Raw genomic sequence first — 23,316 nt, 5'->3', positions numbered from 1 at the left:
CTGTCTGATGCGTTTTAAGCTGTTATCTTTGTAATAAAAAGAGATCGATTGTAAAATTATAGGATACAGTACAAAGTGAATAGCTGTATTAAAAGTGGAGGGAGAAAGAAAAATGAACGGGACGATGATGCAGTACTTTGAATGGGATCTGCCAAATGATGGCAAACATTGGCAGCGTTTGAAAGAAGATGCAGCACATTTGAAAGAGATAGGAATCACGTCTGTTTGGATTCCTCCATGTTATAAAGGTGTAGGACAGGCTGATGTTGGTTATGGTATTTATGATTTGTATGATTTGGGTGAATTTGATCAAAAAGGTACCATACGAACGAAATATGGAACAAAAAAAGAACTTTTAGAAGCTATAGATGCCTTACATCAAAATAACATTCAAGTATATGCTGATGTCGTATTAAACCATAAAGGTGGCGCTGACGAAACGGAAACATTTAAGGCCACACCGGTTAATGAAAATAATCGGCATGAAGCAATAGGCGAAACACGTGAAATAAGCGCTTGGACACAATTTAATTTTCCAGGAAGAGATGGGAAACATTCAGATTTTAAATGGCACTGGCATCATTTTTCTGGTGTATCTGACGATGAACAGACTGGCGAGAATGGAATTTTTAGAATTGAAGGCGAAAATAAAGGCTGGGCGCCAGATGACAACGTATCGACAGAATTTGGAAACTATGATTATTTAATGTTTGCGGATATAGATTATAATAATCCTGAAGTGATTGAGGAAACAAAAAAATGGATACACTGGTTTATTACAGAAACATCTATTGATGGTATCAGATTAGATGCAGTAAAACATATCGATAGCGTTTTTATGAAAGATTTAATTGAGGATGTTAGGAAAACGTATGGTGAGGATTTCTTTTTTGTGGCTGAATATTGGCACCAGCGATATAAATTACTTGAAGAGTATCTTGAGGAACATGATTATTCGATTTCAATGATGGATGTTCGCTTTCACTATGCCTTGCATGAGGCAAGCAAGCAACACAGTTCTTTTGATCTCAGACGTCTTTTAGATGGAACGCTCTATAAATCGAATGCAGAACAAGCGGTCACGTTTGTTGAAAATCATGATTCCCAACCAGGTCAGTCACTAGAGTCGTACGTGGAGCCCTGGTTCAAGCCGCTAGCGTACGGCTTTATATTATTAAGCTCGTATGGTTATCCTTGTGTTTTCTATAGCGATTACTATGGATACAGTGGCGAGGTGGACTATAACGGCTGTCAGCGAGAGATAGATAAGTTGCTTTATGTCCGTCAAGACTATGCATATGGCAAACAGAATAACTATCTGGACCACAGTAATTGTATTGGATTCACTCGGATGGGGGATGAGAAACACCCTGAGGGGTGCGCAGTTATTATGTCTAATGGTGATGAGGGATCCAAAAAAATGTATGTAGGGAAATTGCACGCTGGAGAAGTGTATAGCGATTTAATGGAAAATCGTGAAGAAGAAATCATGATTGATGAAGAAGGGCACGCAACCTTTACCGTCAATGCAGAATCACTTTCTGTATGGATAAAAAAATAATTTAAAAAATTAAAAAAGGCTGAGATGATTATCATCTCAGCCTTTTAAAAATAGCTTTACTCATTAGGGTTTACTTTAAGTGAAGCCTCTTCTTTACCTTCAGCTTCTGATTTGTTGATTTCAAAATCTTCATCATCTGATAAATAATTATCATGTAAAGCTTCATCCACTTTATCTTTAGGGATAGCTTGGTCTGTTTCAGGTTCAAATGCTGTTCCTTTTACATCACCTAATTTATCGTCTTTGTAGACAGCTTGGCTAGCAGTAACAGCATCTGTTTCTTGTCTTTCTGATTCACTTAATGCAATATCACGTTCAATTTCTTGAATCGTTTGTGCTAATTTTGCTTGTTTTGCATCCAATTTTGCTTGCTCAGATTCTAATTCTTTTTCTGCTTCCATGTATGATGCTTTGAAATCATTCACCAGTTCATGCGCTTTTTCTTCACCGGAGTCTTTCAATTTCATTGCGCCATCTTTTAAATCTTCTCTAAAGGCTTCCCCTTTTTTTGGCGCAAATATCAAAGCAGCAAAGGCTGATGCTGCACTCATGAGTACGGCTTTTGTCAAACTTACTTTTGGCATATGTTAAACATCCTTTCAAAAATCATATTATAATGAGTGTGATGTGTTATTCTGATGACGCTGTTTTTGCTTTTCAATTGTCTTACTAAACGCGCGCTTGAACGTTTTAGCTAAACGAGGACCGTCAGTCTTCACTTCTGTATAGGCATTTTTGGCAATACCTTTGGAATAGTCAGGACCATTCTCTTTTAGATACAAGAGTGAATGTGAGAGACTAGATGCATAATCAGAGAGTTCATTCATTCTTTCTAGATTGACTTGAGCGACTTCTTTGGTATTGTCGACACGCTTCATGATAAGGTCGACTTTCTTTTGCATCACATCGGCTTCGTTATTAAAATGTTCAATCTGATCCTCTACGTTCGTTTGTGTCTTTTGAATATTTTTTAAAGTAGGCTTCATTTTTTTCATAGCATAGATTCCTGATCCAATAAGGAAAATCAATGCTACGCCTAAAATAATGAGCGATATAAGGTAACCAGATTCCATTTTTTTGCCTCCTTTATTGTTCGATTTTTTGATAATGACATTTGTATTATAAGGATACCATGAAGTATATATTACGCCAACTAAAACGCTAAAGAAAAGATATTGCTTGAAAGAGCTTTAATTGTTAGAATAGTAGCAACACAATAGGATTCTTATACGCTGAAAACAGAAAAAGAATATCATTTATAAAGGAATAGGTTGAGTCAATGAAATGACTGATACTCTGTCTTTAGATTTTAAAATCTGTTTTTTAAAAGGAGAAAATAATGACAAACGAATGCACTGGGGCTAATCATCAACAAGGTGAAGATAAATATGAGACAGAAGAAATAATTTTAAGTGCTGTTACAGATGGAGAAATTATTCCTGTTGAACAAGTAGAGGATGATTTGTTTTCACAAAAAATGATTGGTGATGGTTATGCAATTAAGCCAACATCTGAGGTGGTCTATGCTCCTGTTTCTGGCAAGTTGATTGAAGTAGCGGATGCAAAGCATGCTTATTATATAGAAACAGATACGGGTTTGAAAATTTTGATACACATTGGTATTGATACAGTATTGATGAATGGCCAAGGATTTCAGACATCACTTGAGAAGAATGTATGGGTAGAAAAAGGTGATCAACTGGCTACTTTTGACAAGAAAATGATTGAGGATGAAGGATATAATACAGTCATACCTGTCATTGTTTTGGAACATAGCTCTGTTGTATCGCTGGAGACGTTGACCAATAGAGATGCCACAGCAGGGAAAACAGAGGCCTTAAAAATTACGTTAAAAAATGATTAAATGCTTTTTTGACGGAAAGATATAACAGATGCTTTATAATCAAGATAGAACCAAAAGATAAATAATCAGTAATTATATATATCAAAAAAGTTCTGAGGAGGAACACTGTTGAAAAAGATACTAGTTGTTGATGACGAAAAACCGATTTCCGATATCGTTAAGTTTAACCTTGAAAAAGAAGGATTTGAAGTAATCACTGCCTTTGACGGAGAAGAAGCACTCGAAAAGGCGAATGAGGAAGACCCTGATTTAATTATTTTGGATCTCATGTTACCTAAAATGGATGGCTTGGAAGTGTGTCGAGAAGTTAGAAAAACAAAAGATACACCCATTATTATGGTGACAGCTAAAGATCAAGAAATTGACAAAGTTTTAGGACTGGAGCTTGGAGCGGATGATTATGTTACGAAACCATTCTCCAATCGTGAATTAGTTGCTCGTGTAAAAGCTAATGTTAGAAGACAGGTATCTTTGAAAAACACTGAGTCAGCTAAAGAGGAAAGTAATGATATTGAAGTAGGCGATTTAACCGTACATCCGGATGCTTATATTGTATCAAAGCGTGGAGAGTCAATTGAATTGACTCATCGAGAGTTTGAACTCCTGCATTATCTAGCACGACATATTGGACAGGTTATGACGCGTGAACATTTACTTGAAACCGTATGGGGCTATGATTATTTTGGTGATGTTCGGACAGTAGATGTAACAGTAAGAAGACTTAGAGAAAAAATTGAAGATAGTCCAAGTCACCCAACATTCCTGGTTACACGTCGGGGAGTAGGCTACTATCTAAGAAGTCCTGAACAACAGGAGAAGTAGTGTTTTATGAAAAAAAAAATTCGGATTTATCAATCCATCAACACAAAAATAGTATTAGTCATTGTCTTATTACTTGTGTTTGTTTTGCAGTTGATTGGTGCTAATTTTATTACTCAAATAGAAAATCAACTGATTACGAGCTTTCAAGAGGATCGGAAAGTGCAGATGGATTTCTTAGAGAGCACCATTACTTCTTCACTTGAAATTGAAGAAAGTGGGGAAGGAAGCGAAACAAGCCCTGAACAAGAGATCAGTAGTTTGCTAACTGAATTTTCAGGTAGCGGGATTACTGACTTACAGGTGGTTAATTCTGAACTAATAGTTATGGGAACAAGTGATACGACCCAGCAGAGTACAGTTGGGCAATTATCCGATGATGTTGACTTGAGACAAGCTCAAATAACGGAAAATTCTATTACTAGACAAGTCATTGATTCTATTACACAAAACAGGCGCTGGAAAATTGTTGAGCCTGTTTTTTCATCAGGTGAAGATTCCCAATTCTTGGGTGCCATTTTAATGGAGAGTAATATTGAATCTGTATATGATCAAATTTCCCAAATCACTTGGATATTCTTACAATCCAGCGCTGTAGCAATCATTTTGTCCTTAGTCCTTGCCAATATGCTCTCACGTGCACTAACTAAGCCAATTAAAGAAATGCAACTTCAGACACGTGAAATTGCTGAAGGCGATTATTCTGGAACTCTTAAAGTTTACGGGGAAGATGAGTTAGGGCAACTTGCTAGCCTAATAAATGACTTAAGTGATGATGTTGCAGAAGCGCAGGAATCTATTGATGCTGAACGACGCCGTTTAGACAGTGTGTTGACACATATGACAGATGGTGTTTTAGCAACGGATAGACGAGGTAAAATTATTATTATAAATGAAATGGCCCAGTCTATGTTAGATATAGATCAAGAAACGGCCACAGAAAAAAATCTTTTATCTATCTTAGATGTTGAAGATGACGTCACGCTACGTAGTATCTTGGAAAAACAAGATGATATTTTAGTAAATAGCAGACAAAATGATATTCCAATCATTTTAAGAGCATCGTTTTCATTGATTCAAAGAGAATCCGGCTTTATTAGCGGACTTGTCTGTGTGCTTCACGATGTAACAGAACAAGAACGCATAGAAGAAGAAAGAAAACAGTTTGTTTCCAATGTTTCTCATGAACTACGTACACCACTTACAAGCATGCGTAGTTATATCGAGGCGTTGGCGGATGGGGCTTGGCAAGATCCTGATTTGGCGCCTCGCTTCTTGGAAGTTACTCAAAACGAAACAGATCGTATGATACGAATGATTCAAGACTTACTTCAACTGTCTCGCATCGATTCAGGGAAGAGTATGCTAAATCTTGAGATTGTAGATTTAACTGAAATGCTTGATCATGTTTTGAATCGTTTCGATATGATGATTCATTCAGCAGAATACGAAGATAAGAAGTATCAAATAAATAAAGAAATACTGGAACAATCGATTTTCGTTGAAGTCGACCCAGATAGAATGATACAAGTTTTAGATAATATTATGAATAATGCGATTAAATATTCACCTGATGGCGGAACAATCTCAGGTAAGATGGAAAAAAGAGAAGATACTGTACTCATAAGTGTGCGAGATGAAGGTATGGGAATACCTAAGGCAGATATTAATAAAATATTTTCCCGTTTCTATCGTGTAGATCGTGCTAGATCACGTGCCATGGGAGGAAGCGGGCTAGGTCTGGCTATTTCCAAAGAAGTGGTAGAGCAACACGGTGGACACATATGGGCTGACAGTACAGAAGGCAAAGGGACTACCTTTTATCTCTCCCTTCCTTATTTCCCCTATGAAGAGGAGGAGTGGGAATGATATGGTCTAAACTCAGACAAATACTCCTGGTTTTTTTAATTGGTTTAAGTGCATTTTTAAGCTTTCAAATTTGGACAACAGGCGTGCAGCAACGTGAACCAGCACCAAGTGGAGGCAATCCTCTTCCAGCTTCATTAACTGACCGCTCTTTTGTGGAGGTGTTTTCACCTAAAAAAGTTATTTGGCACCGTAATACGGCTGGTGAAACACTGGATATTAATACCTTTTACACGAATGAATGGTTTGAAGATTATTTACCTGAAATGACTTTTGGAAGAGTCCAGCTGCCTGAGAAACTCGGTCTCTCTGCATACCAGGACTATTTAAATAGTGAAAATTGGGTCGAATTTATTTTTGATGCACCTGTTCCTTTTGGAATATTTGAAGATGGCTTCGATGATTTACCCACGGACTATCAGAATCGAACATTCACTCATGTAATAATGAATAAAAAAAATCCAGGTAAAACTGCTTTCTATGATTCACAAGAAGAATTATTTTACCGGGTAGAGGGTAGTGAATATACGGAGGAAGTAATCAACAAGCTCCTATATTCACCAGACAATCAAATGACAGATGTTAAGGCTTTTGATATTACTGATCGCTTTATTTACCTCCCAGTAAAAGAGAAAGAAGTCGAGTATCGGGATTACCTGGTTGAACGTCTACCAAATAATCTATTTATCTATCAATTTTTCTCAGACCCATCGGAAATAGATGCGAGACGTACAGGGAATACAACACGTTATCTCGATCTTACAACAGAAGTTAAAATCAATGATTCACTGAATATGTTGAATTATTTGAGACAACGATCAGATATGGATGAGATGACCTTTAGTGATCGCTTACGTAATAGCTACGATGTGCTGAATCAGATTGAAAACTGGACAGAAAAAGTACATTATCAAGGCTATTCACCTAAAACAAATGAGGTAATCTTCCAGCGTTATGTACAAGGTTATCCTGTATATAGCTATCAGCAATTTGAATCGGTTATAGAGATTGCAGTGGTTGAAAGTGGCTTGACAAGTTTGCAGGTTCCCATTCGTGTTGCGCAAACGTCGCTATCATTAACAGGTGAAAAAGCTAAGACACTCCCTAGTGGAGAAGATGTGTTGAATCAAATAAAAGAAATAAATCCGGATCTATCCAATATCACAGACATAAGAATCGGCTTAACATGGACGGAAAGCAAGGAAGATGAGCGTGTCGTGCATTTTGAACCTGATTGGTATGTAGAGAGTAAGGGTAGTTGGATAGAAGTCACTCGGTTTATTGAAGCACAGGAGGTATCCATAAATGGATTTTAAAAAAATTGAGAATATCTTCCTGGTTACCTTTTTGCTTTTAAATATTTATCTTCTTGTCAGTTACTTTAATCGAAGTGATATTCAACAAGCGACAAGTACACCTGATCAAGTTAACCTGATTCGAGAAATGCAACAGATTGGTATAGAGTTGCCAATGTTTGTAGAAGAGAAAAGAGAAATATACTATGTACAGGCCGACAGTAATGACTTACTGGAAAAAAATGTAGATAAACTAGAAAATCAGGCTGGATCAATCGGTGATGATGGGACGCTTTACACAAGTATTTTATCTGATCCTATCGAACTACAAGGCAATCCTGAAGAAGGATTTACTGAAGGGGATTATGAAAAGCTTGACTCTTTTATATCAAATGGCTCAGTACTTTTCGGCGAAGAGTATGACTTTCTAAGGTATGATCGTAGTCAGAACCGTTTTGTGTATATTCAAAAAGTTGAAGAAATTCCAGTGGCAGATGGTACCTCAGAAATCTCGCTTTTTTATGGTGGGGATGGAAATATCATTTCTTATCAGCAGACATACGCAGGACCGATGATACCGCAAGGGGCAACCCAGCCGACGATTACTGATAGACAGGCTGTCGAGGTTCTCTTTACAAATAATGAAATCAGTTCTAATTCAGTTATTAGTAAACCAATACTCACCTATTATCGTACACTCCATTTAGAGGATTTAAGCATGTATGGACCCGTGTGGTATGTTCCAATTGAAGATACAAATGGTGAACGTATCCTACGAGTGGATGCTCTTGAGCGTACAATCATAAAAGAACCTGCAACACCGCTTGTACCCGAAGAAGAGGAAACTGAAGAAACAGAAGATGAGAACTCTGAAGCCGATGAAGGAGAAGAGTAATTGAAATCTTTAGAAGGATAGAATAGAGAAAAGTAGTCTTGCTAATAAGAGGAGTCTTGTTGTAAGATAGTTCATGAATGCTTGCAAGGAGAGGAATCAATGTCATGATGCAATCAGAATCATCCGGCTTGCGTATCAGTGTTTTAGCTAGCGGAAGTACCGGTAATGTCACTTACATCGAAACGGATCAAACAAAACTATTAGTTGATTGTGGATTTAGTGGCAAAAAAACAATAGAAATGTTAAATAAAATAAATCGTCGTCCACAAGACTTGGATGCTATACTTGTGACTCATGAGCATACGGATCATATCAAAGGAGTCGGGATTTTAGCCCGAAAATTTGATTTAGATATTTACGCAAACCAAAAAACATGGCAGGCGATGGAACCCAAGCTAGGTAAATTAAAGGTAGAACAGAAACATCATTTTGGAAAAGAGAAAACATTGTCTATCGGTGATATTGATATACAAAGTTTTGGAGTCTCTCATGATGCTGTCGATCCTCAGTTTTATGCGTTTCAAAAAAATAATAAACGCTTTGTAGTGCTTACAGATACAGGCTATGTCAGCGATCGTATGCGTGGGCTCGTTAAAGACGCTGATGCCTATCTCTTTGAAAGTAATCATGATTTAAGCATGTTGCGTATGGGGAAATACCCATGGTCGCTCAAACAGCGTATTATTAGCGATAAGGGCCATTTATCTAATGAAGATGGTGCATTAGCCTTATCGGAAATTATTGGTGACAACACTAAGCGTATCTATCTCGGGCATCTAAGTAAGGAAAATAATATCAAAGAGATTGCTCATCAAACGGTTGAAGATATTTTGTTAAGAAAAGACACTGGCGTAAACGAGCAGTTTCGATTGTATGACACAGATCCAGCAGAACCGTGCCCATTATTTATTTTATAAACAAAATGAAGCGTCCATTACTTGCAGTACTCTGCAGGCGGTGGACGTTTTTGTTATTTCTAAACAGACAAAGTTTGAATAAAATCATAAAATACTCAAAATTTCTTCAAAAAGCTTAATAATACGATAAGAAAATGGATTATGGTAAAATTATATCATGATATAATTAATCAAAAGACATAAAAATGTCATGAATAACAAGTAAAATAGATAGTGTAAATAAGATCACTGGGGGAATAACTCATGAAAAAGAATGTATATAAAATATTGTTAGCATTAAGCTTATCGGGGGCTGTATTAGCTGGATGCGATACAATTGATTCGAATATAGGAACAAATAATGAGGAAAATGTTGAAGAAAAAGCTAATGAAGAAGGAGATGTTCAAATATCAGAAATACGTGTAGACGTAACGTCTGATATTACAGATGCTGTAAAAGAAGTAGACGAATCGGTCGTTTCAATCATAAACATGCAGAAAGTAGGGCAAAACCCGTATGGATGGTATGAAGGCTCACAGCAATCTGATGAAGAACAATTACAACAAGTAGGTACAGGTAGTGGTGCCGTTTATAAAATAGACGGTGATACAGCCTACATCTTTACTAATAATCACGTTGTTGATGGCTCAGACGCGATTGAAGTATTATTTAAAGACGGATCTCGCGTTGAAGCATCTATAGTAGGTGCCGACTTATGGACCGATTTAGCCGTTTTATCTATTGATTCAAAAGATATATCAGCCACTGCAGAATTTGGAGACTCAGAGAATTTAACTGTGGGAGAGCCAGCAATAGCTATAGGTTCACCGTTAGGCACTAACTTTGCCTCCTCAGTAACGTCAGGTATTATCTCAGCTACCGGCCGAACCGTTCCGGTTGATACAAACATGGATGATGAAAATGATTGGGAAATGACGGCTATTCAAACAGATGCAGCCATAAACCCAGGAAACTCAGGCGGGCCATTAATAAATATTGCAGGCCAGGTCGTAGGGATAAACTCAATGAAAATCTCGTCTTCATCTATTGAAGGTATGGGCTTTGCTATACCAAGTAATGATGCAGTAGATATTATTAGTCAGCTTGAAAAAAATGGTGAAGTTATAAGACCAGTTATTGGTGTCTCTATGGTCGATTTATCTCTCGTTTCACCACAACAGCAAGAAGCGATATTGAATCTTCCAGAAGACGTCAAAGGCGGAATCGTAATCGCAGAAGTACAATCAGATGGTTCAGCAGCAGAAGCAGGACTAGAAACCAATGATGTTATTGTTTCATTTGATGGAGAAGAAGTGGCGAATGGTATCGAACTAAGAAAAGAAATTTATGATACAGAAATCGGAAATGAAGTTGAGATTGAATTTTATCGTGACGGAGAGTTACAGAAAGCAAGGTTAACAATGCGCAGCACAGCGGGTGAAACAATATAATATCATTACTTACGCACAGTCTATTTTAGATTGTGCGTTTTTTAAAGAAAAGACGGGATGTTCGTGTGTGGATAACTATTTTTAAAATGTGATAACACCAGTAATTGTATGGAATAAGTTATGCACATCGCTTAAAAAAGATGTGCATAACTTATTTGAATAAAAATAATGTAGTCTTTTAAAGGCGTAGGTAAAACGTTTCTTTTTATTTTTAAAAAAAGAATAGCTTGTTGAAAACTGTGCATAACTTTTAGTAAGTACAAAGAATAAATGCGCAATAAGTCAAGCTTTCATAATTTGAATGGGAACAAAGGAGCTGTGGATATGTGCATAACTTTGTGGATAACTGTGGGAATGTGTCGGCGAACAAGGAAAAAACCTTATACACAAGCAAAAAATATCTTGTGGAGACTGTGAATAAGTTAAATGATGCTATATTTATTTATACGCAATAAAAATTATTATGCGTTGTATGAACTTTAAACAGAACTTGTTATAATAAGTAAAAAGAGGAGTGAACGAGGTGACTAAAGATATTTTGAAATTAAATAATCAAATCTGTTTTCCTTTATACGCAGCATCAAGACAGATTACAAAAATGTATCGTCCATTATTGATGAAATTAGCTTTAACCTATCCACAATATTTAGTGCTGCTTGTCCTGTTTGAAGATAAGATAGTAACGGTTAAAGATTTAGGCAAGCGCTTATACCTAGACTCTGGGACATTGACTCCTATGCTTAGACGTATGGAAGAACACGGTTTAGTGAAACGTACACGTTGTAACGAAGACGAACGTGTTGTAAAAATAAGTCTCACAGAAAAAGGTCGGAGCATTGAAAAGCAAGCTGAAGAAATCCCGAATCAATTTTCCAAAGAAATACATTTAGAGTCCGAAGAATTTGACGAACTAAAACGATTATTAACGAAGGTACTTGATCAAGTTTAAGCAAAGGAGTCCATTATGGATATCACCATTTTATCGGTTGGTAAATTAAAAGAGAAATACTTAAAAAAAGGCATTGAAGAGTACACTAAACGCTTAGGTGCCTACACAAAAATAAAGGTTATTGAAGTACCTGATGAAAAAGCACCAGAAAATCTGAGTGAAGCAGAAATGGAACAAGTAAAAGAGAAAGAAGGCGACAGACTGCTCTCAAAAATTCCCGATCAGGCCTATGTTTTCACACTAGCTATCCAATCCAAAGAACGCACCTCCGAATCCTTCGCCAAAGAAATCGAACAGCTCATGATCCACGGTAAAAGCAAACTCGTCTTCGTCATCGGCGGCTCACTTGGTTTGAGCAAAGCCGTCATGGACCGCAGCGATACCACTATCTCATTTGGAAAGATGACCTATCCCCACCAACTCATGCGACTCATTTTGGTTGAACAGATCTACAGAGCATTTCGGATTATGCGGAATGAACCGTACCATAAGTGAATGAGCCTTTTAATGCATTCATTTTAGATTGAATGCGATAATTAAGGAAAAACAGGAGAAAAATCATGAACCCAATTATTGAAGTGAATAACTATACTAAAAAATATGGAGATTTTACAGCAGTGGATGATGTTTCGTTTGAAGTAGAGGAAGGTAGTATATTTGCCTTCTTGGGACCAAATGGAGCGGGGAAGAGTACTACAATCAATACATTGTGTACGATGATGGAAAAAACATCCGGGACGTTGCTCATTGATGGGAGAGATGTCTCGACTGAAAAAGATGCTGTACGTGAAGCAATTGGAGTCGTTTTTCAATCGCAAACATTGGATGAAAAGATGACGGTAAATGAGAATTTAAAGATGCACTGCGTTTTTTACGGTGTTCCCAAGCATGAGGTTAAAGAACGTATTGATTTTGTGTTGAACCTTGTTGATTTACAGGAGTGGCAGCATAAAAGAGTATCTAGCCTTTCAGGGGGAATGAAGCGGCGTGTTGAAATAGCCCGTGCATTATTGCATTATCCAAAGGTTTTGTTTTTAGATGAACCGACAACTGGTCTGGATCCGCAAACGCGAAATAGAATGTGGGAATACATAACTAGACTACAAAAAGAAAAAAATATTACTATTTTTCTAACGACACATTACATGGATGAAGCAGAAATTTGCGATCATGTGGCGATTATGGATAATGGGAAGATAATGGTTGATGATACACCAGAGAATTTAAAACGTCTTTATACGAAGGATAAAGCCATTGTTAGTGTTAAAAACCCAAGGGTATTTGAAGAAGCCTTGAAGAAGGAGAATCAAACGTATAAAAAAGAAAAAGATACCTTTTATATTCATATTGACGCTGTTCAAGGTTTTCTTCAGTTCATTGAACAGTTCAAGGATGAGTTGAAAGATTTGGAAATAAAAAAAGGAACACTGAATGATGTCTTCTTGGAAATCACAGGTAAAGAGATTAGGGAGGAGACTGCAGAATGAGAACAATTACTGCGCTATGGCTAAGAAATATTAGAGGGTTTGTCCGTGATCGAGTCAAACTCATCACATCAATAATTATTCCTTTTTTCTTCCTATATATTTTTAAATCAGTTTTCAAAACAGATCAAGTAGAAGATCCCACCGCATTCTTGCTTGCGGGGATCATAGTGGCAACAGTATTCCAAACTTCTTTGAATATTGCGACCTCAACAATCGATGATACTGTTTCAGGTTATATGAAAGAAATATTAGTGAGTCCGACAAGCCGTTTCAAAGTTGCTTTAGGACAAATTTTGTCAGCTGCTACAATAGCAAGTACACAGGGGATTTTAATATTAATCATTGGTTTCTTTACCGGCTTGAGCTTTGATCATTGGTATACTGTTATTTTTGTCTTATTGACTTTGATGCTCGTTGGCCTTGTCTTTTCAGGACTGGGTTTGTTCTTAGCTTCAATGGTCAAAAGTTCTTCCACTTTTCAAGTGGTACAACAAGCCATCGTACTTCCCTTTACTTTCTTATCCGGAGCGTACATTCCACTTGCTTTTTTACCTGATGCGCTTCGATTTATTGCGTATTTCAATCCCATGACTTATACGACGGCCTTCTTTAGAACGATTATGTTAGAAAAAGGCGGATTGACACAAACAGAGTGGGTAGAACTGGGCTTGGCCTTTGAGTTGAATGGTTTTGTTGTCACGCCTTGGATGAGTGGGCTTATTATTACAGCTTTTGGTGTATTATTCTTATTCCTGGCTACGAATTCCTTTATCAGAGCAGACTTTAATAAGATATCCCGTAATCCATTAGGCGGGGAATGAAAATGAATGTTCACTGTAAAGTATGTAAAATAACTTGAACTAGAAGATATAAACTCAGATGTATAGTTACATGGTAAGGTGTTATAATCAAAAAAAGCATAGTGATAGAAAAAAGGAGAGAATACAAAAAATGTATTCTCTCCTTTTAACTAATTTAAACGTTATTTTTTACGTTTTACTTCAATACGGTAACCATCAGGGTCAGTCACAAAGAAATAACTTGGTGTGCCGCCTGAAAGACCTTTTAACTCACCTGTTTTGTATGCAGAATCTTTACAAACATCATGCATTTTTTCTAAGTCATCAACAGTCACACCTAAATGACTGAAGCCATCTCCGATAGTGTAAGGATCTGCATCATAATTATAAGTAAGCTCAATTTGTACAGAAGACTCTGGAGAATTTAGATAAACTAAATCAAATTTCTTTTCAGGAAATTCTCTACGGCTGGCCACTTCAAAATCAAATAAGTTAGTATAGAAGTCCAATGTAGCCTCAAGATCTCTAACACGTAAACAAATTTCAACAAGTTCTTGGTTCATAATATCATCCTCCAATAATTTTCTTATATTCATTCTAGCATGAATGAACAATCGAATCATTTTTTTGATATCATACTATTCACTATATTTTATCCATTTACTTAATAAACAAAAAGCAAAGATATTAAATTTTCATAGCGTAAACTTCTTTGAAAAAAACGGAATAGCTATCACATTTAGTATTTATTATTTATATAATGATTATTTTAGAGTGTTAAATCTTATAAGAAAAGCGTTCCAAGGCATCAATTGCTTGAAAAAACAAAAAGCCAAGTAGCGCAATGCAAAAGATGCCTGCAAACATCTCAGGATAATCCATTTTCATCCAGGCACTCAGGATAAGGTATCCTAGCCCATAAGTGGTGGCATAATTTTCAGCAAAGAAAAGAGAAGCTAGAGCAATACCTATACTGACACGTAAGCTAGCAAGAATATTTGGGAAAATAGCCGGTAAAATTAAATAGCGAATGTTCTGCCAAGTGTTGGATTGAAAGTTTGACATGATGCGTTGATAGTTATCAGGAATGCGGTTTGCCCCATCTCTTACTGAGATAATTACTTGTAAAATAATAATAGAAAAGAGTAATAGGATTTTGGAAAAATTTCCTAATCCAAAAAAAAGCATAAGAACGGGCAAAAAAGCAACTTTTGGTAAAGGATATAAAAAATACAACAAAGGTGAAAGTAGCCGGTCAAATTTAGGAAACATACTCAAAAAAATACCGAGTGGTACTGCAAAAATAGTAGCCAATAAAAGTGCTGTAACAATTCTTAAACTACTAGCAAGCGTATGGAGTCCCAGTAAATATTTAATCTCCCACATTTTCTCTAGAGTTGTAATTGGGCTGGGAATAGCATGATTATTTGAAAGGATAAAAAGTAAGGTCCATATGCCTAGATAAGACAGCACGCCCAAGATGAATGAATGGAAAAATGATGCAGATGATTTTTTCATTTCTGTCTGACCTGCTTTCTTAATTGGATACAAAATGCATAAAAATCAAGAGACTGACGACGGTTTTTCTCTCCAAATGTTGGATTAACAATTTTTTTTAATTGCTTATTAGTGACAAGAATAATTTCTTGACCAAGATAAGCCGCTTCTTCAATATCGTGTGTGACAATAATCATAGTGTTATTCCTCTTACGTTGTTCATTTATCAGGTGATCCTGTATTTCTTCTTTAGATTCTTGGTCCAGTGACGAGGTAGGTTCATCTAGTAGAAGTAATTTTGGGTTAAGTGTTAACCCTTGAGCGATAGCTACGCGCTGAAGCTGCCCACCACTTAAAGCGTGTGGTCTTTTGTGAGCGAATGTTTCTAATCTAAATGTTTTTAAGAGCCCCATTACTCTGGAATTTATCTGTTTTTTAGAAACATTATTAATTTTTAACGGGAGAGCCAAGGCTTCAGAAACGGTTAACCAGGGAAAAAGGTGATTATTTTGAAAAATCGTCAGTATTTCTGATTTATGTATATTTTGATAGAGAATATCACCTGAGTGAGGATGTTTAACCCCTGTTAACAAATCGAGCAATGTACTTTTTCCAATTCCAGACGGTCCTACTAGGGTATAAATTGTGTTATCTTCAAAGTGAAAATTAGTCATTTTAAACAGCTGATTCTGTTCATAAATAAAATTCAAGTCCTTAATAATGATTCCCATAATTTATTCGCCCTCAATCTAAATTTACTTAGTTTAATACTACACAATTATGGTATACTATTAAAGGAAAAAAGGAGGATAATAAAATGTTTACAACATTAGTGTTTCATGAAGTTCGTCCAAAAAGCGAAATAGCTTCCGGTCAAAGGGCTATTTCAGTAGCGGATGGGTATCAGGATAGTTTGCCTATGCCATTATATAATAGCCTTGATTATTTTTGTGAAATATTGAACGAATTGAAAGGGACAGGCTATCATTTTCTGTCGCTTGATGAAATCAAGGGCTTTTACTATGAAAATCGAGAATTACCCAAAAAATCTATCTTGATAACATTCGATGACTGTTATCAATCGCAGAAAAAGTACGCTTACCCGATACTTAAAAAAATGGGGATCCGTGCAGTGTCTTTTGAACCAACTGGATGGGTTTATGGTGAAGAAAAAGCGTATAAAGAGGAGAGTTCTGTAGTACTGAGCTTCAAAGAATTGGAAGAAATGGGGGACGTTTTTACCTATGCTAACCACACGCATCATTATCATCAGCGTGAAGGGGTAGAAAAGAGTCGGATAATGTGGGAGTCAAAAACATCGTTTATGCAAGATCTAAAGAAATGCAATCAATATGTTGAAGCGAAAGATGTTTTTGCATATCCCTTTGGCATTTATAATCAATCAAGTGTTCAGACATTGAGAGAGTCTGATTTCAAGCTAGCTTTTACGACTGAACCAGGGATTAATACTAGAGAAACACCGCCATTGGAACTACATAGAAATATTGTGATTGAGGATTTACCGATTGAAAAATTTAGAGATATGCTAGGAGAGAAAAAATGAAAAAATTAAGAATGGGGATACTTGTCTTTTTTTTAGCAGGAAGCTTAGCTGCTTGCGATACACAAGACGATGATAAAGAAGAAACTGGATCACAAAGTGAAGAAATGGTGACGGGGGAGTCTATTCGATTTGGTGTTTTACCAGCTGAGTCAGCTATTCCTATTATAATAGCTAATGAGAAAGGTTTTTTTGAAGAAGAAGGAGCGAGTGTAGAAATAGAATCATTTTCTTCCCCGAATGACCGAAACATCGCTATACAGTCAGAAACTTTAGATGGTGCAATCAGTGATGTGATGACCGAAGCCACCTTTAAAGAAAATGGCGTAGATATGATGATTACTTCAGGTATTTTAGAAGATTTTAAAATTTTAGCATCTCCTCAATCAGGTATTACAGAAATCAAAGAGTTAACTGATAAGAAAATCACTCTGGTACCAAACTTTATTTTAGAATATATTATGGATAAGTTTGCTGAAGAAGAAGATTTCACCTATGAGGTGGTTAATATTCCATCATTTGCAACGCGTTCTGAAGCTTTATTAAAAGGAGAAGTGGATGCAGCAGTTTATACTGAACCACAAGCCAGTATGTTAGCTGAACAAGGTGCGGTCATTTTGGGGAGCTCAAAAGAGGCTGAAATCATAGGAGGAACAATCCAATTTATGGATGATATACTGGAGGAACGACCTCAAGATATTAAGGCATTTTATATTGGGTATAATAAAGCAATTGATTATATGAATGAACATGAAGCGAGTGAATATTCTGACATTTTATCAAAATATCAATTCCCAGATGCTATGAGTACGTATTTGGATACCCAAGACGAAATTTATCCATATGCTCAAGCAGTCGAGAAAACTCAATTTGAAGAGATTATTGAATGGGCGAAAAGCAAAAAGCAAATTAATCAAGACTATGCATACAATACTTTGACAGACTTTAGTTATATAGAAGAGTAAGTTAAAAAGAAGTTTTTAAAGTAAGTTAGCGATCCTTATCATCCTAAAAAGTGCCCAATTGATAATTGTTGATTGGGTGCTTTTTAATTTGTTCTGTATCTTATTATTGAAATGGGAGATCTTTGTTACTGAGTGAAGCGGTGTTCAATAATTTATAAAAAATAATTAATAATGAGATGATATCTGTTATAATTACTAAACGTAGAAAAAGAAAGCAGGAGAATAGTATTAAGCAATCATTTGAAACATTTGGGATTAGTCCCGAAATAAAAAAGGCATTAACGAGTTTGCGTTACTTCCACCCGACAGCGGTACAGGAAAAGGTCATTCCATGGGCCTTAGAACAACAGGATATTTTAGTTGAGTCTCAGACTGGTAGTGGGAAAACCGTTGCATTTGGCCTTCCACTTTGTGAGCAAGTTGAGTGGGAAGAGAATAAACCGCAGGCTTTGATTTTAGTTCCAACGCGAGAATTAGCTCTTCAAGTCAAGAATGACATCATGAATGTCGGACGTTTGAAGCGGATAAAAGCAACAGCTGTGTTTGGGAAAGCTTCTTTTAAAACCCAAAAGTCTGAACTGAAACAGAAAAGCCATATCGTTGTTGGGACGCCGGGACGAATCTTAGAACATTTAGAAGAAGGCACACTGGTGGTAGATAAAGTTGATAGGTTAGTATTGGATGAGGCTGATGAAATGCTTAACATGGGCTTTATTGATCAGGTAGAAAATATTATTGATTACTTACCAAAAGAACGTCAGACAATGCTGTTTTCTGCTACAATGCCTACAAAAATTGAGGAATTAGCTCATTTCTATATGAGTTCTGATCGTGTATCTGTCAAAATGGAACAATCAGAGCAGAATACACCAAAAATCTCTCATGCATATATTAATGTGGATGAAGCGTCTAAAGAAAAAGTATTGTTAGACTTACTAACTATTGAAAACCCGGATGCGTGTATTATTTTTTGTAATACAAAAGATGTAGTGGATGCGATTGAGACACAATTGAATAAAGCTGGATTGCCAATCGATAAACTTCATGGTGGAATGGATCAGGAGGATCGTCTGGATGTGTTAGAGGACTTTCGTTTTGGGAAGCTTCGTTATTTAGTGGCAACGGATGTCGCTGCCCGCGGGATAGATATTGATAATATAACCCATGTCATCAATTACGATGTACCGTTTGAAAAAGAGAGCTACACACATCGAACAGGGAGAACAGGTCGAGCTGGAAAAACAGGCTTGGCTTTAACAATGGTCAGTCCGTCGGATCAAAGACGCTGGGATGAAGTTCGTGGCTATAGTTTTGATGGAAGCCAGGAACTTACAGAAGTGTTTGCACCTAATGAGCGCCTGGTTAATCGTTCAAAAGCTGCGTTTGAAAAGAAAATAAATACTCGGATGAAACCAAAGATGGCCCGAAATAAAGAGTTGAATAAAGACATTACGAAGGTTTACTTTAATGGTGGTAAAAAGAAAAAGTTACGTGCCATTGATTTTGTTGGAACATTGACGAGTATCAAAGGTATATCAGCTGAAGATATCGGTATTATTACGATACAAGAAAACGTTACGTATATTGATGTTTTGAATGGTAAAGGACCTTATGTCATCTCACAAATGAAAGACCGAACAGTCAAAGGGAAAAAATTGAAAGTTAATAAGGCGCGTAAGTAAACGATCATAAACTATAATAAAGAACCCCCTCCTTTAAATATAATCTTAAAGGAGGGGGTTTTGAGAAGATTAAATGATGTTGATTGGAATCACTTTATAAGTATTATAAGAACTAGATTTATTTTATTATAAAAACATTCTAGGTCATCAATAAGTGGTAGATAATTAATTAAATAAAGGAAAATATGTTGAAAAAGCTTTAATTAGACACCAAATCTTCAATAATTTAAAGTGCTATTTACCTAAAGATGCAGTATAATGTAGAACACACCCCCGATTTTGTAAGGGATTTAATACTGGAGGAAAGTTATTTGATCAAGATTATGGCGGATTCAACGTGTGATCTAACTCAGGAGTTTGTAAAACAATATAATATTGGTATTGCAGCTTTAAATATTGAAATAGAAGGCATCAATTACCGTGATAAAATAGATATTACTTCTGATCAATTCTTTGAACGCTTACCTGACATGGAAAAATTACCTAAAACAGGAGCCCCTAGCCCGGAAGCTTATTTAAATATTATCGAAAAATCAGTAGATGAAGGATACACTGAGTTTTTATGTATTTGTATGTCTAATGGAACCAGTGCATCTTTTCAAACAGCTAAGATGGCAAAAGATTCTTTTTATGAAAAACATGAAGACACTGAAGTGAAGATCCATGTCGTTGATTCTTGGTCAATGAGTCATGGAAGTGGGTGGTTGATATTGAAAACTGCTCAATTGTTGGAAGAAGGGTATCGTTTCGAAGAGTTAGTTACCTTTGCTGAAACACGTAAAAAATGCGTGAAACACTTGTTATGCGTGGATGATTTATACAATTTAACTAAGAGTGGACGTATTTCTAACACTGGCGCACTGATTGGCAACTTGCTGAGAGTGAAACCCATCATGTCGATGAAAGACACAAAAGGCGCAATTGTTGCTAAAGTGAGAGGGACTAATAAGGCGTTGAAATATTATGTTGAAGAATTTCAGCAGCGATACGATTCAAAATGGACTAATTTCATCATTATTGGCTATTCAAACGATAAAGGTATCGCCAATGATTTGAAAGAAAAAATAAAACTAAAAACAGATTTCCTAGGAAAAATCCATATTATGCAGATGGGTGTTGCAGTTGGTACACATGTCGGCTTAGGCGGTCTGTCATTGTTCTTTATGGAAAAAGAAAATATGTAAATCAATCGGAGGCCTTCAGATTAAATTCTGAAGGCTTTTTTGAACAACCATAAACTTACAAAAAAACTAAATCGCTAATTGAAATATCAATCGCACTGAGTCCATCACTAGTTTTTCGTTAAATATTGTAATATTGATAGGAAGTTATTTATAATAAGTGTTAAGAGATCAATGTGTAACATCCATTATTTATATTGAGGTGATAACTATGGCTCGTATACTAGACGAAGCGCTAATTTATGAAATTTTATCAGTAGTCGAGGAGATTCCTGAGGGGAAAGTAGCGACTTATGGTCAGATCGCCAGGTTAATCGGTCGGGAACGTAATGCCCGATTAGTTGGTCGTGTAATGAGTATGGCTGAATTCTACGGCAGTTATCCTTGTCACAGAGTTGTGAATCATGCCGGACGTCTGGTTCCAGGCTGGGATATGCAAGGCGTATTGTTGGAAGATGAAGGTGTAGTTATGAAGAAGGAAGACTATGTCGATATAAAAAGATGTCAATGGAAAATTTAAGCTGGCTAAATGAGGGGAAAAAAGGAAAGCGTCTGAACAGACGCTTTTCATCAAATTAAAGCAATGAATAAGGTTTATCTTAATCAGTTTTACCTAAATTATAAGCAACTGCTTAAGGTAACTCTCTTTCTGAAGCAGTGAGACCAATTGAGAGATGTACTTCTTACGAAAACTAATCAGCTTAAGAAGTTGCGTCTGTTTCTGTAGTAACTTCTTAAGAAAAGAGAAAATTCCTTACTTTTTCATGAATATACATCTTTTATTACAAAAAAAGGCCCCACGCAGAAACAATCAACCGTTTCTGCGTGGGGCCATTACCATTTTAATAATCCAATGCTTTTAGTTCTTCAATCGTCACGTCCTGATCCTCGTAATTATCAACCATGAAGCCACTTAAGTTTGAGAACTCTTTATAGAAGAGATCATAGGCTGTCTTATCGGTATTAAAATTTTCTTCGTTCAATTCTTCGATCAATACCTTCGTCTGCGCCTGGGTGTCGCTGTCGAGTTCCCAGCTATCTGGTCTCAAACGTCCTTCTTTGTCGTATTCAGCATTTTCACCATAGATCATATCCCGGTAAATACGGTCCATGTGCATAATTGGGGTTTCGTGCGTTCCTTTTTCGGTCATCACTTTATAGAGTCCAACGCAGTAGACTGGGAAGAAGGGGATAACTGAGCTGGCTTTAGTGGTTACAGCTGTAGCAACAACGATCTGCGCTTTACCGTTGATATCTGCCAGCAAACCATTAATGGCATCTGCTTTGATATCGCAGTCGGCTTTGGCGCGGCCCAGGGTCCCGTTTCCATAGTAAGGATGATTCAGTTCTGATCCTAAGTAGGAATAGTTCGTTGTCAAAACGCCGTCAGATAGAACATCGGCTTCTTTCAATGCTTCCATCCACAGTTCCCAATCTTCTCCACCCATAACTTTGACAGTATCAGCAATTTCCTGTTCAGTTGCAGGTTCAAGCGTTTCGGTATAATAGTCCTCTTTTTGCATGTTTATATTAGGCCCCACCACAGAATCACCAATGGCTTTAATTGATGAGGTGTAGGTTTGACCCGTATTTGGATCGGTACGTCGACCACTCGCGAGGCTGTAAACAACCAGATCAACTTTTCCACCAAACTCATTTTTTATATATTCAATGACTTCTTGTTTTATTTCATGACTGAAAGCATCCTGCACAAAGTTCTTAGCAGTCAGCCCTTCTTTTTCAGCGGCTTCTTTGAAGGCAATATTATTATACCAGCCCGCTGTGCCTAGATTACGTTTGCTTTTTGGACCTTTTTCGTAAGAGATACCGATTGTGTCCGCACCGGCGCCGAATGCCAGACTGATTCGTGTAGCTAAGCCGTAGCTTGATGATGCACCAATGATCAAAACTTTTTTGGGCCCTTCATAGCTGCTTTTATTTTTTATATAGTTGATATGATTCAAGACTTGTTGTTTACGTCCAAGTGGATTAACGCCTAAAGCAACGTTTCCCCGAATATTTTGTTTAAAATTCATAATGATTTTCCCCCAATGAAATAGTTATAAGACTATAATAGCAGAAAAAATAATTGTTTTGAATATCAAAGTATTTTTAATTAAAAAAACAACGTCATTTAATACGCTAATCAAGATAAGTTTAAGTATCTAAGAAATCTGCTATACTAAAGAAAGTTAGTAAAAACTAAGATAGAAAACTAAATGGAACATATTAATTTTATTAAGCATTATGGTGGTAAGTCAAGAACAAAGATTAAGAGATTTCAGTAATATTCGATAAAAAAAGCCGCACTCAACTAAACCGTCACGTATCCGAAAATACGTTCGGTTTAACTTTCGGATATCCGCCCTTAAGAAAACACTTTTCTTAAGACTCTATCGCCTCCGATCTGGCGATATAGAGTTGGTGATTGCTTAGGAGTGCAAACACCAGACGCACAAATTTTCGTGCTGTTAAGACGAGGGCTCGCTTGTGCTGGGCTTTTGGTACTTCATTGTACTTTTTATCGTAGTAGTCTTTATACTCAG

23 protein-coding genes and 1 pseudogene are annotated in these 23,316 nt (G+C 36.6%); 17 read left to right on the top strand and 7 right to left on the bottom strand.

Features of this window, described 5'->3' with window-relative positions; all coding sequences use genetic code 11:
• Positions 1-112 precede the first annotated feature (112 nt).
• Positions 113-1,561 (top strand): alpha-amylase, encoded by a 1,449-nt coding sequence (locus BMX83_RS03625; protein ID WP_091633519.1) that lies wholly within the window; start codon positions 113-115, stop codon positions 1,559-1,561.
• A gap of 56 nt (positions 1,562-1,617) precedes the next feature.
• Here the strand turns inward: BMX83_RS03625 and BMX83_RS03620 are convergent, their stop codons facing one another.
• Together BMX83_RS03620 and BMX83_RS03615 are read right to left on the bottom strand one after the other, a co-directional pair.
• Positions 1,618-2,145 (bottom strand): YtxH domain-containing protein, encoded by a 528-nt coding sequence (locus BMX83_RS03620; RefSeq protein WP_091633516.1) that lies wholly within the window; start codon positions 2,143-2,145, stop codon positions 1,618-1,620.
• A 27-nt stretch (positions 2,146-2,172) separates the two neighbouring features.
• Positions 2,173-2,634, bottom strand: coding sequence for a DUF948 domain-containing protein (locus tag BMX83_RS03615; RefSeq protein ID WP_091633514.1), 462 nt, complete (start codon positions 2,632-2,634; stop codon positions 2,173-2,175).
• Between the two features lie 266 nt (positions 2,635-2,900).
• Here BMX83_RS03615 and BMX83_RS03610 point away from each other — a divergent pair, with 266 nt between their 5' ends.
• From BMX83_RS03610 to BMX83_RS03560, 11 genes are all read left to right on the top strand, one after another.
• Complete coding sequence (locus tag BMX83_RS03610; RefSeq protein WP_091633511.1) at positions 2,901-3,425, top strand: PTS sugar transporter subunit IIA; 525 nt, start codon at positions 2,901-2,903, stop codon at positions 3,423-3,425.
• Positions 3,426-3,533: 108 nt separating this feature from the next.
• On the top strand, positions 3,534-4,247 hold the full coding sequence (gene yycF / locus BMX83_RS03605) for a response regulator YycF (RefSeq protein WP_425425828.1): 714 nt from the start codon (positions 3,534-3,536) through the stop codon (positions 4,245-4,247).
• A 6-nt stretch (positions 4,248-4,253) separates the two neighbouring features.
• On the top strand, positions 4,254-6,113 hold the full coding sequence (gene walK, locus BMX83_RS03600; protein WP_091633504.1) for a cell wall metabolism sensor histidine kinase WalK: 1,860 nt from the start codon (positions 4,254-4,256) through the stop codon (positions 6,111-6,113).
• On the top strand, positions 6,110-7,426 hold the full coding sequence (locus tag BMX83_RS03595) for a YycH family regulatory protein (protein WP_091633502.1): 1,317 nt from the start codon (positions 6,110-6,112) through the stop codon (positions 7,424-7,426). The genes walK and BMX83_RS03595 overlap by 4 nt, the downstream gene beginning before the upstream one ends.
• Positions 7,416-8,300, top strand: coding sequence for a two-component system regulatory protein YycI (locus BMX83_RS03590; protein ID WP_091633498.1), 885 nt, complete (start codon positions 7,416-7,418; stop codon positions 8,298-8,300). The genes BMX83_RS03595 and BMX83_RS03590 overlap by 11 nt, the downstream gene beginning before the upstream one ends.
• 104 nt (positions 8,301-8,404) lie before the next feature.
• Positions 8,405-9,217: an MBL fold metallo-hydrolase gene (locus BMX83_RS03585; protein ID WP_091633495.1), complete on the top strand. Its 813-nt coding sequence runs from the start codon at positions 8,405-8,407 to the stop codon at positions 9,215-9,217.
• Positions 9,218-9,460: 243 nt separating this feature from the next.
• On the top strand, positions 9,461-10,648 hold the full coding sequence (locus tag BMX83_RS03580) for a S1C family serine protease (protein WP_091633492.1): 1,188 nt from the start codon (positions 9,461-9,463) through the stop codon (positions 10,646-10,648).
• Positions 10,649-11,171: 523 nt separating this feature from the next.
• Entirely contained in the window at positions 11,172-11,597 is a 426-nt protein-coding gene (locus tag BMX83_RS03575; RefSeq protein ID WP_245746619.1) for a MarR family winged helix-turn-helix transcriptional regulator, read from the top strand.
• A gap of 15 nt (positions 11,598-11,612) precedes the next feature.
• On the top strand, positions 11,613-12,092 hold the full coding sequence (gene rlmH / locus BMX83_RS03570; RefSeq protein WP_091633489.1) for a 23S rRNA (pseudouridine(1915)-N(3))-methyltransferase RlmH: 480 nt from the start codon (positions 11,613-11,615) through the stop codon (positions 12,090-12,092).
• Positions 12,093-12,157: 65 nt separating this feature from the next.
• Entirely contained in the window at positions 12,158-13,084 is a 927-nt protein-coding gene (locus BMX83_RS03565; RefSeq protein ID WP_091633486.1) for an ABC transporter ATP-binding protein, read from the top strand.
• Positions 13,081-13,905: an ABC transporter permease gene (locus BMX83_RS03560; protein ID WP_091633483.1), complete on the top strand. Its 825-nt coding sequence runs from the start codon at positions 13,081-13,083 to the stop codon at positions 13,903-13,905. Before BMX83_RS03565 ends, BMX83_RS03560 begins: the two co-directional genes overlap by 4 nt.
• 161 nt (positions 13,906-14,066) lie before the next feature.
• On the opposite strand, the gene gloA is transcribed toward BMX83_RS03560, so the two are convergent.
• The 3 genes from gloA to BMX83_RS03545 all read right to left on the bottom strand — a co-directional run bounded on the left by gloA (position 14,067) and on the right by BMX83_RS03545 (position 16,112).
• On the bottom strand, positions 14,067-14,447 hold the full coding sequence (gene gloA / locus BMX83_RS03555) for a lactoylglutathione lyase (RefSeq protein ID WP_091633480.1): 381 nt from the start codon (positions 14,445-14,447) through the stop codon (positions 14,067-14,069).
• A 214-nt stretch (positions 14,448-14,661) separates the two neighbouring features.
• Positions 14,662-15,402, bottom strand: a complete 741-nt coding sequence (locus tag BMX83_RS03550; protein ID WP_091633475.1) for an ABC transporter permease — start codon at positions 15,400-15,402, stop codon at positions 14,662-14,664.
• Positions 15,399-16,112 (bottom strand): ATP-binding cassette domain-containing protein, encoded by a 714-nt coding sequence (locus BMX83_RS03545; protein ID WP_091633472.1) that lies wholly within the window; start codon positions 16,110-16,112, stop codon positions 15,399-15,401. Before BMX83_RS03545 ends, BMX83_RS03550 begins: the two co-directional genes overlap by 4 nt.
• A gap of 86 nt (positions 16,113-16,198) precedes the next feature.
• Between BMX83_RS03545 and BMX83_RS03540 the strand changes: the two genes are divergently transcribed.
• From BMX83_RS03540 to BMX83_RS03520, 5 genes are all read left to right on the top strand, one after another.
• Positions 16,199-16,945 carry a polysaccharide deacetylase family protein gene (locus BMX83_RS03540; protein ID WP_091633469.1) on the top strand — a complete coding sequence of 249 codons (747 nt, stop codon included), beginning with the start codon at positions 16,199-16,201 and terminating at the stop codon, positions 16,943-16,945.
• Positions 16,942-17,907, top strand: coding sequence for an ABC transporter substrate-binding protein (locus BMX83_RS03535; RefSeq protein ID WP_091633466.1), 966 nt, complete (start codon positions 16,942-16,944; stop codon positions 17,905-17,907). Before BMX83_RS03540 ends, BMX83_RS03535 begins: the two co-directional genes overlap by 4 nt.
• Before the next feature lie 176 nt (positions 17,908-18,083).
• Entirely contained in the window at positions 18,084-19,589 is a 1,506-nt protein-coding gene (locus BMX83_RS03530; RefSeq protein ID WP_091633464.1) for a DEAD/DEAH box helicase, read from the top strand.
• 311 nt (positions 19,590-19,900) lie between these two features.
• Positions 19,901-20,773 carry a DegV family protein gene (locus BMX83_RS03525; RefSeq protein ID WP_091633463.1) on the top strand — a complete coding sequence of 291 codons (873 nt, stop codon included), beginning with the start codon at positions 19,901-19,903 and terminating at the stop codon, positions 20,771-20,773.
• A gap of 208 nt (positions 20,774-20,981) precedes the next feature.
• Positions 20,982-21,290: an MGMT family protein gene (locus tag BMX83_RS03520; protein WP_091633462.1), complete on the top strand. Its 309-nt coding sequence runs from the start codon at positions 20,982-20,984 to the stop codon at positions 21,288-21,290.
• 322 nt (positions 21,291-21,612) lie between these two features.
• On the opposite strand, the gene fabV is transcribed toward BMX83_RS03520, so the two are convergent.
• Together fabV and BMX83_RS10725 are read right to left on the bottom strand one after the other, a co-directional pair.
• Positions 21,613-22,806, bottom strand: coding sequence for an enoyl-ACP reductase FabV (gene fabV / locus BMX83_RS03515; RefSeq protein WP_091633458.1), 1,194 nt, complete (start codon positions 22,804-22,806; stop codon positions 21,613-21,615).
• Between the two features lie 349 nt (positions 22,807-23,155).
• Positions 23,156-23,316 (bottom strand): annotated as a pseudogene (locus BMX83_RS10725) (IS110 family transposase); the annotation flags it as partial.

The organism is Alkalibacterium gilvum, from assembly GCF_900109085.1.
Lineage (GTDB): Bacteria > Bacillota > Bacilli > Lactobacillales > Carnobacteriaceae_A > Alkalibacterium > Alkalibacterium gilvum.
Note: the sequence above shows the minus strand (reverse complement) of the source record. Positions and strands in the feature narration are given on the sequence as shown.

Excerpts from the sequence above, each read along its gene's own strand:
- BMX83_RS03625 (WP_091633519.1), top strand. The coding sequence starts at position 113 with ATGAACGGGACGATGATGCAGTACTTTGAATGGGATCTGCCAAATGAT.
- BMX83_RS03620 (WP_091633516.1), bottom strand. The coding sequence starts at position 2,145 with ATGCCAAAAGTAAGTTTGACAAAAGCCGTACTCATGAGTGCAGCATCA.
- BMX83_RS03615 (WP_091633514.1), bottom strand. The coding sequence starts at position 2,634 with ATGGAATCTGGTTACCTTATATCGCTCATTATTTTAGGCGTAGCATTG.
- BMX83_RS03610 (WP_091633511.1), top strand. The coding sequence starts at position 2,901 with ATGACAAACGAATGCACTGGGGCTAATCATCAACAAGGTGAAGATAAA.
- walK (WP_091633504.1), top strand. The coding sequence starts at position 4,254 with ATGAAAAAAAAAATTCGGATTTATCAATCCATCAACACAAAAATAGTA.
- BMX83_RS03595 (WP_091633502.1), top strand. The coding sequence starts at position 6,110 with ATGATATGGTCTAAACTCAGACAAATACTCCTGGTTTTTTTAATTGGT.
- BMX83_RS03590 (WP_091633498.1), top strand. The coding sequence starts at position 7,416 with ATGGATTTTAAAAAAATTGAGAATATCTTCCTGGTTACCTTTTTGCTT.
- BMX83_RS03585 (WP_091633495.1), top strand. The coding sequence starts at position 8,405 with ATGATGCAATCAGAATCATCCGGCTTGCGTATCAGTGTTTTAGCTAGC.
- BMX83_RS03580 (WP_091633492.1), top strand. The coding sequence starts at position 9,461 with ATGAAAAAGAATGTATATAAAATATTGTTAGCATTAAGCTTATCGGGG.
- rlmH (WP_091633489.1), top strand. The coding sequence starts at position 11,613 with ATGGATATCACCATTTTATCGGTTGGTAAATTAAAAGAGAAATACTTA.
- BMX83_RS03565 (WP_091633486.1), top strand. The coding sequence starts at position 12,158 with ATGAACCCAATTATTGAAGTGAATAACTATACTAAAAAATATGGAGAT.
- BMX83_RS03560 (WP_091633483.1), top strand. The coding sequence starts at position 13,081 with ATGAGAACAATTACTGCGCTATGGCTAAGAAATATTAGAGGGTTTGTC.
- gloA (WP_091633480.1), bottom strand. The coding sequence starts at position 14,447 with ATGAACCAAGAACTTGTTGAAATTTGTTTACGTGTTAGAGATCTTGAG.
- BMX83_RS03550 (WP_091633475.1), bottom strand. The coding sequence starts at position 15,402 with ATGAAAAAATCATCTGCATCATTTTTCCATTCATTCATCTTGGGCGTG.
- BMX83_RS03545 (WP_091633472.1), bottom strand. The coding sequence starts at position 16,112 with ATGGGAATCATTATTAAGGACTTGAATTTTATTTATGAACAGAATCAG.
- BMX83_RS03540 (WP_091633469.1), top strand. The coding sequence starts at position 16,199 with ATGTTTACAACATTAGTGTTTCATGAAGTTCGTCCAAAAAGCGAAATA.
- BMX83_RS03535 (WP_091633466.1), top strand. The coding sequence starts at position 16,942 with ATGAAAAAATTAAGAATGGGGATACTTGTCTTTTTTTTAGCAGGAAGC.
- BMX83_RS03530 (WP_091633464.1), top strand. The coding sequence starts at position 18,084 with ATGATATCTGTTATAATTACTAAACGTAGAAAAAGAAAGCAGGAGAAT.
- BMX83_RS03520 (WP_091633462.1), top strand. The coding sequence starts at position 20,982 with ATGGCTCGTATACTAGACGAAGCGCTAATTTATGAAATTTTATCAGTA.
- fabV (WP_091633458.1), bottom strand. The coding sequence starts at position 22,806 with ATGAATTTTAAACAAAATATTCGGGGAAACGTTGCTTTAGGCGTTAAT.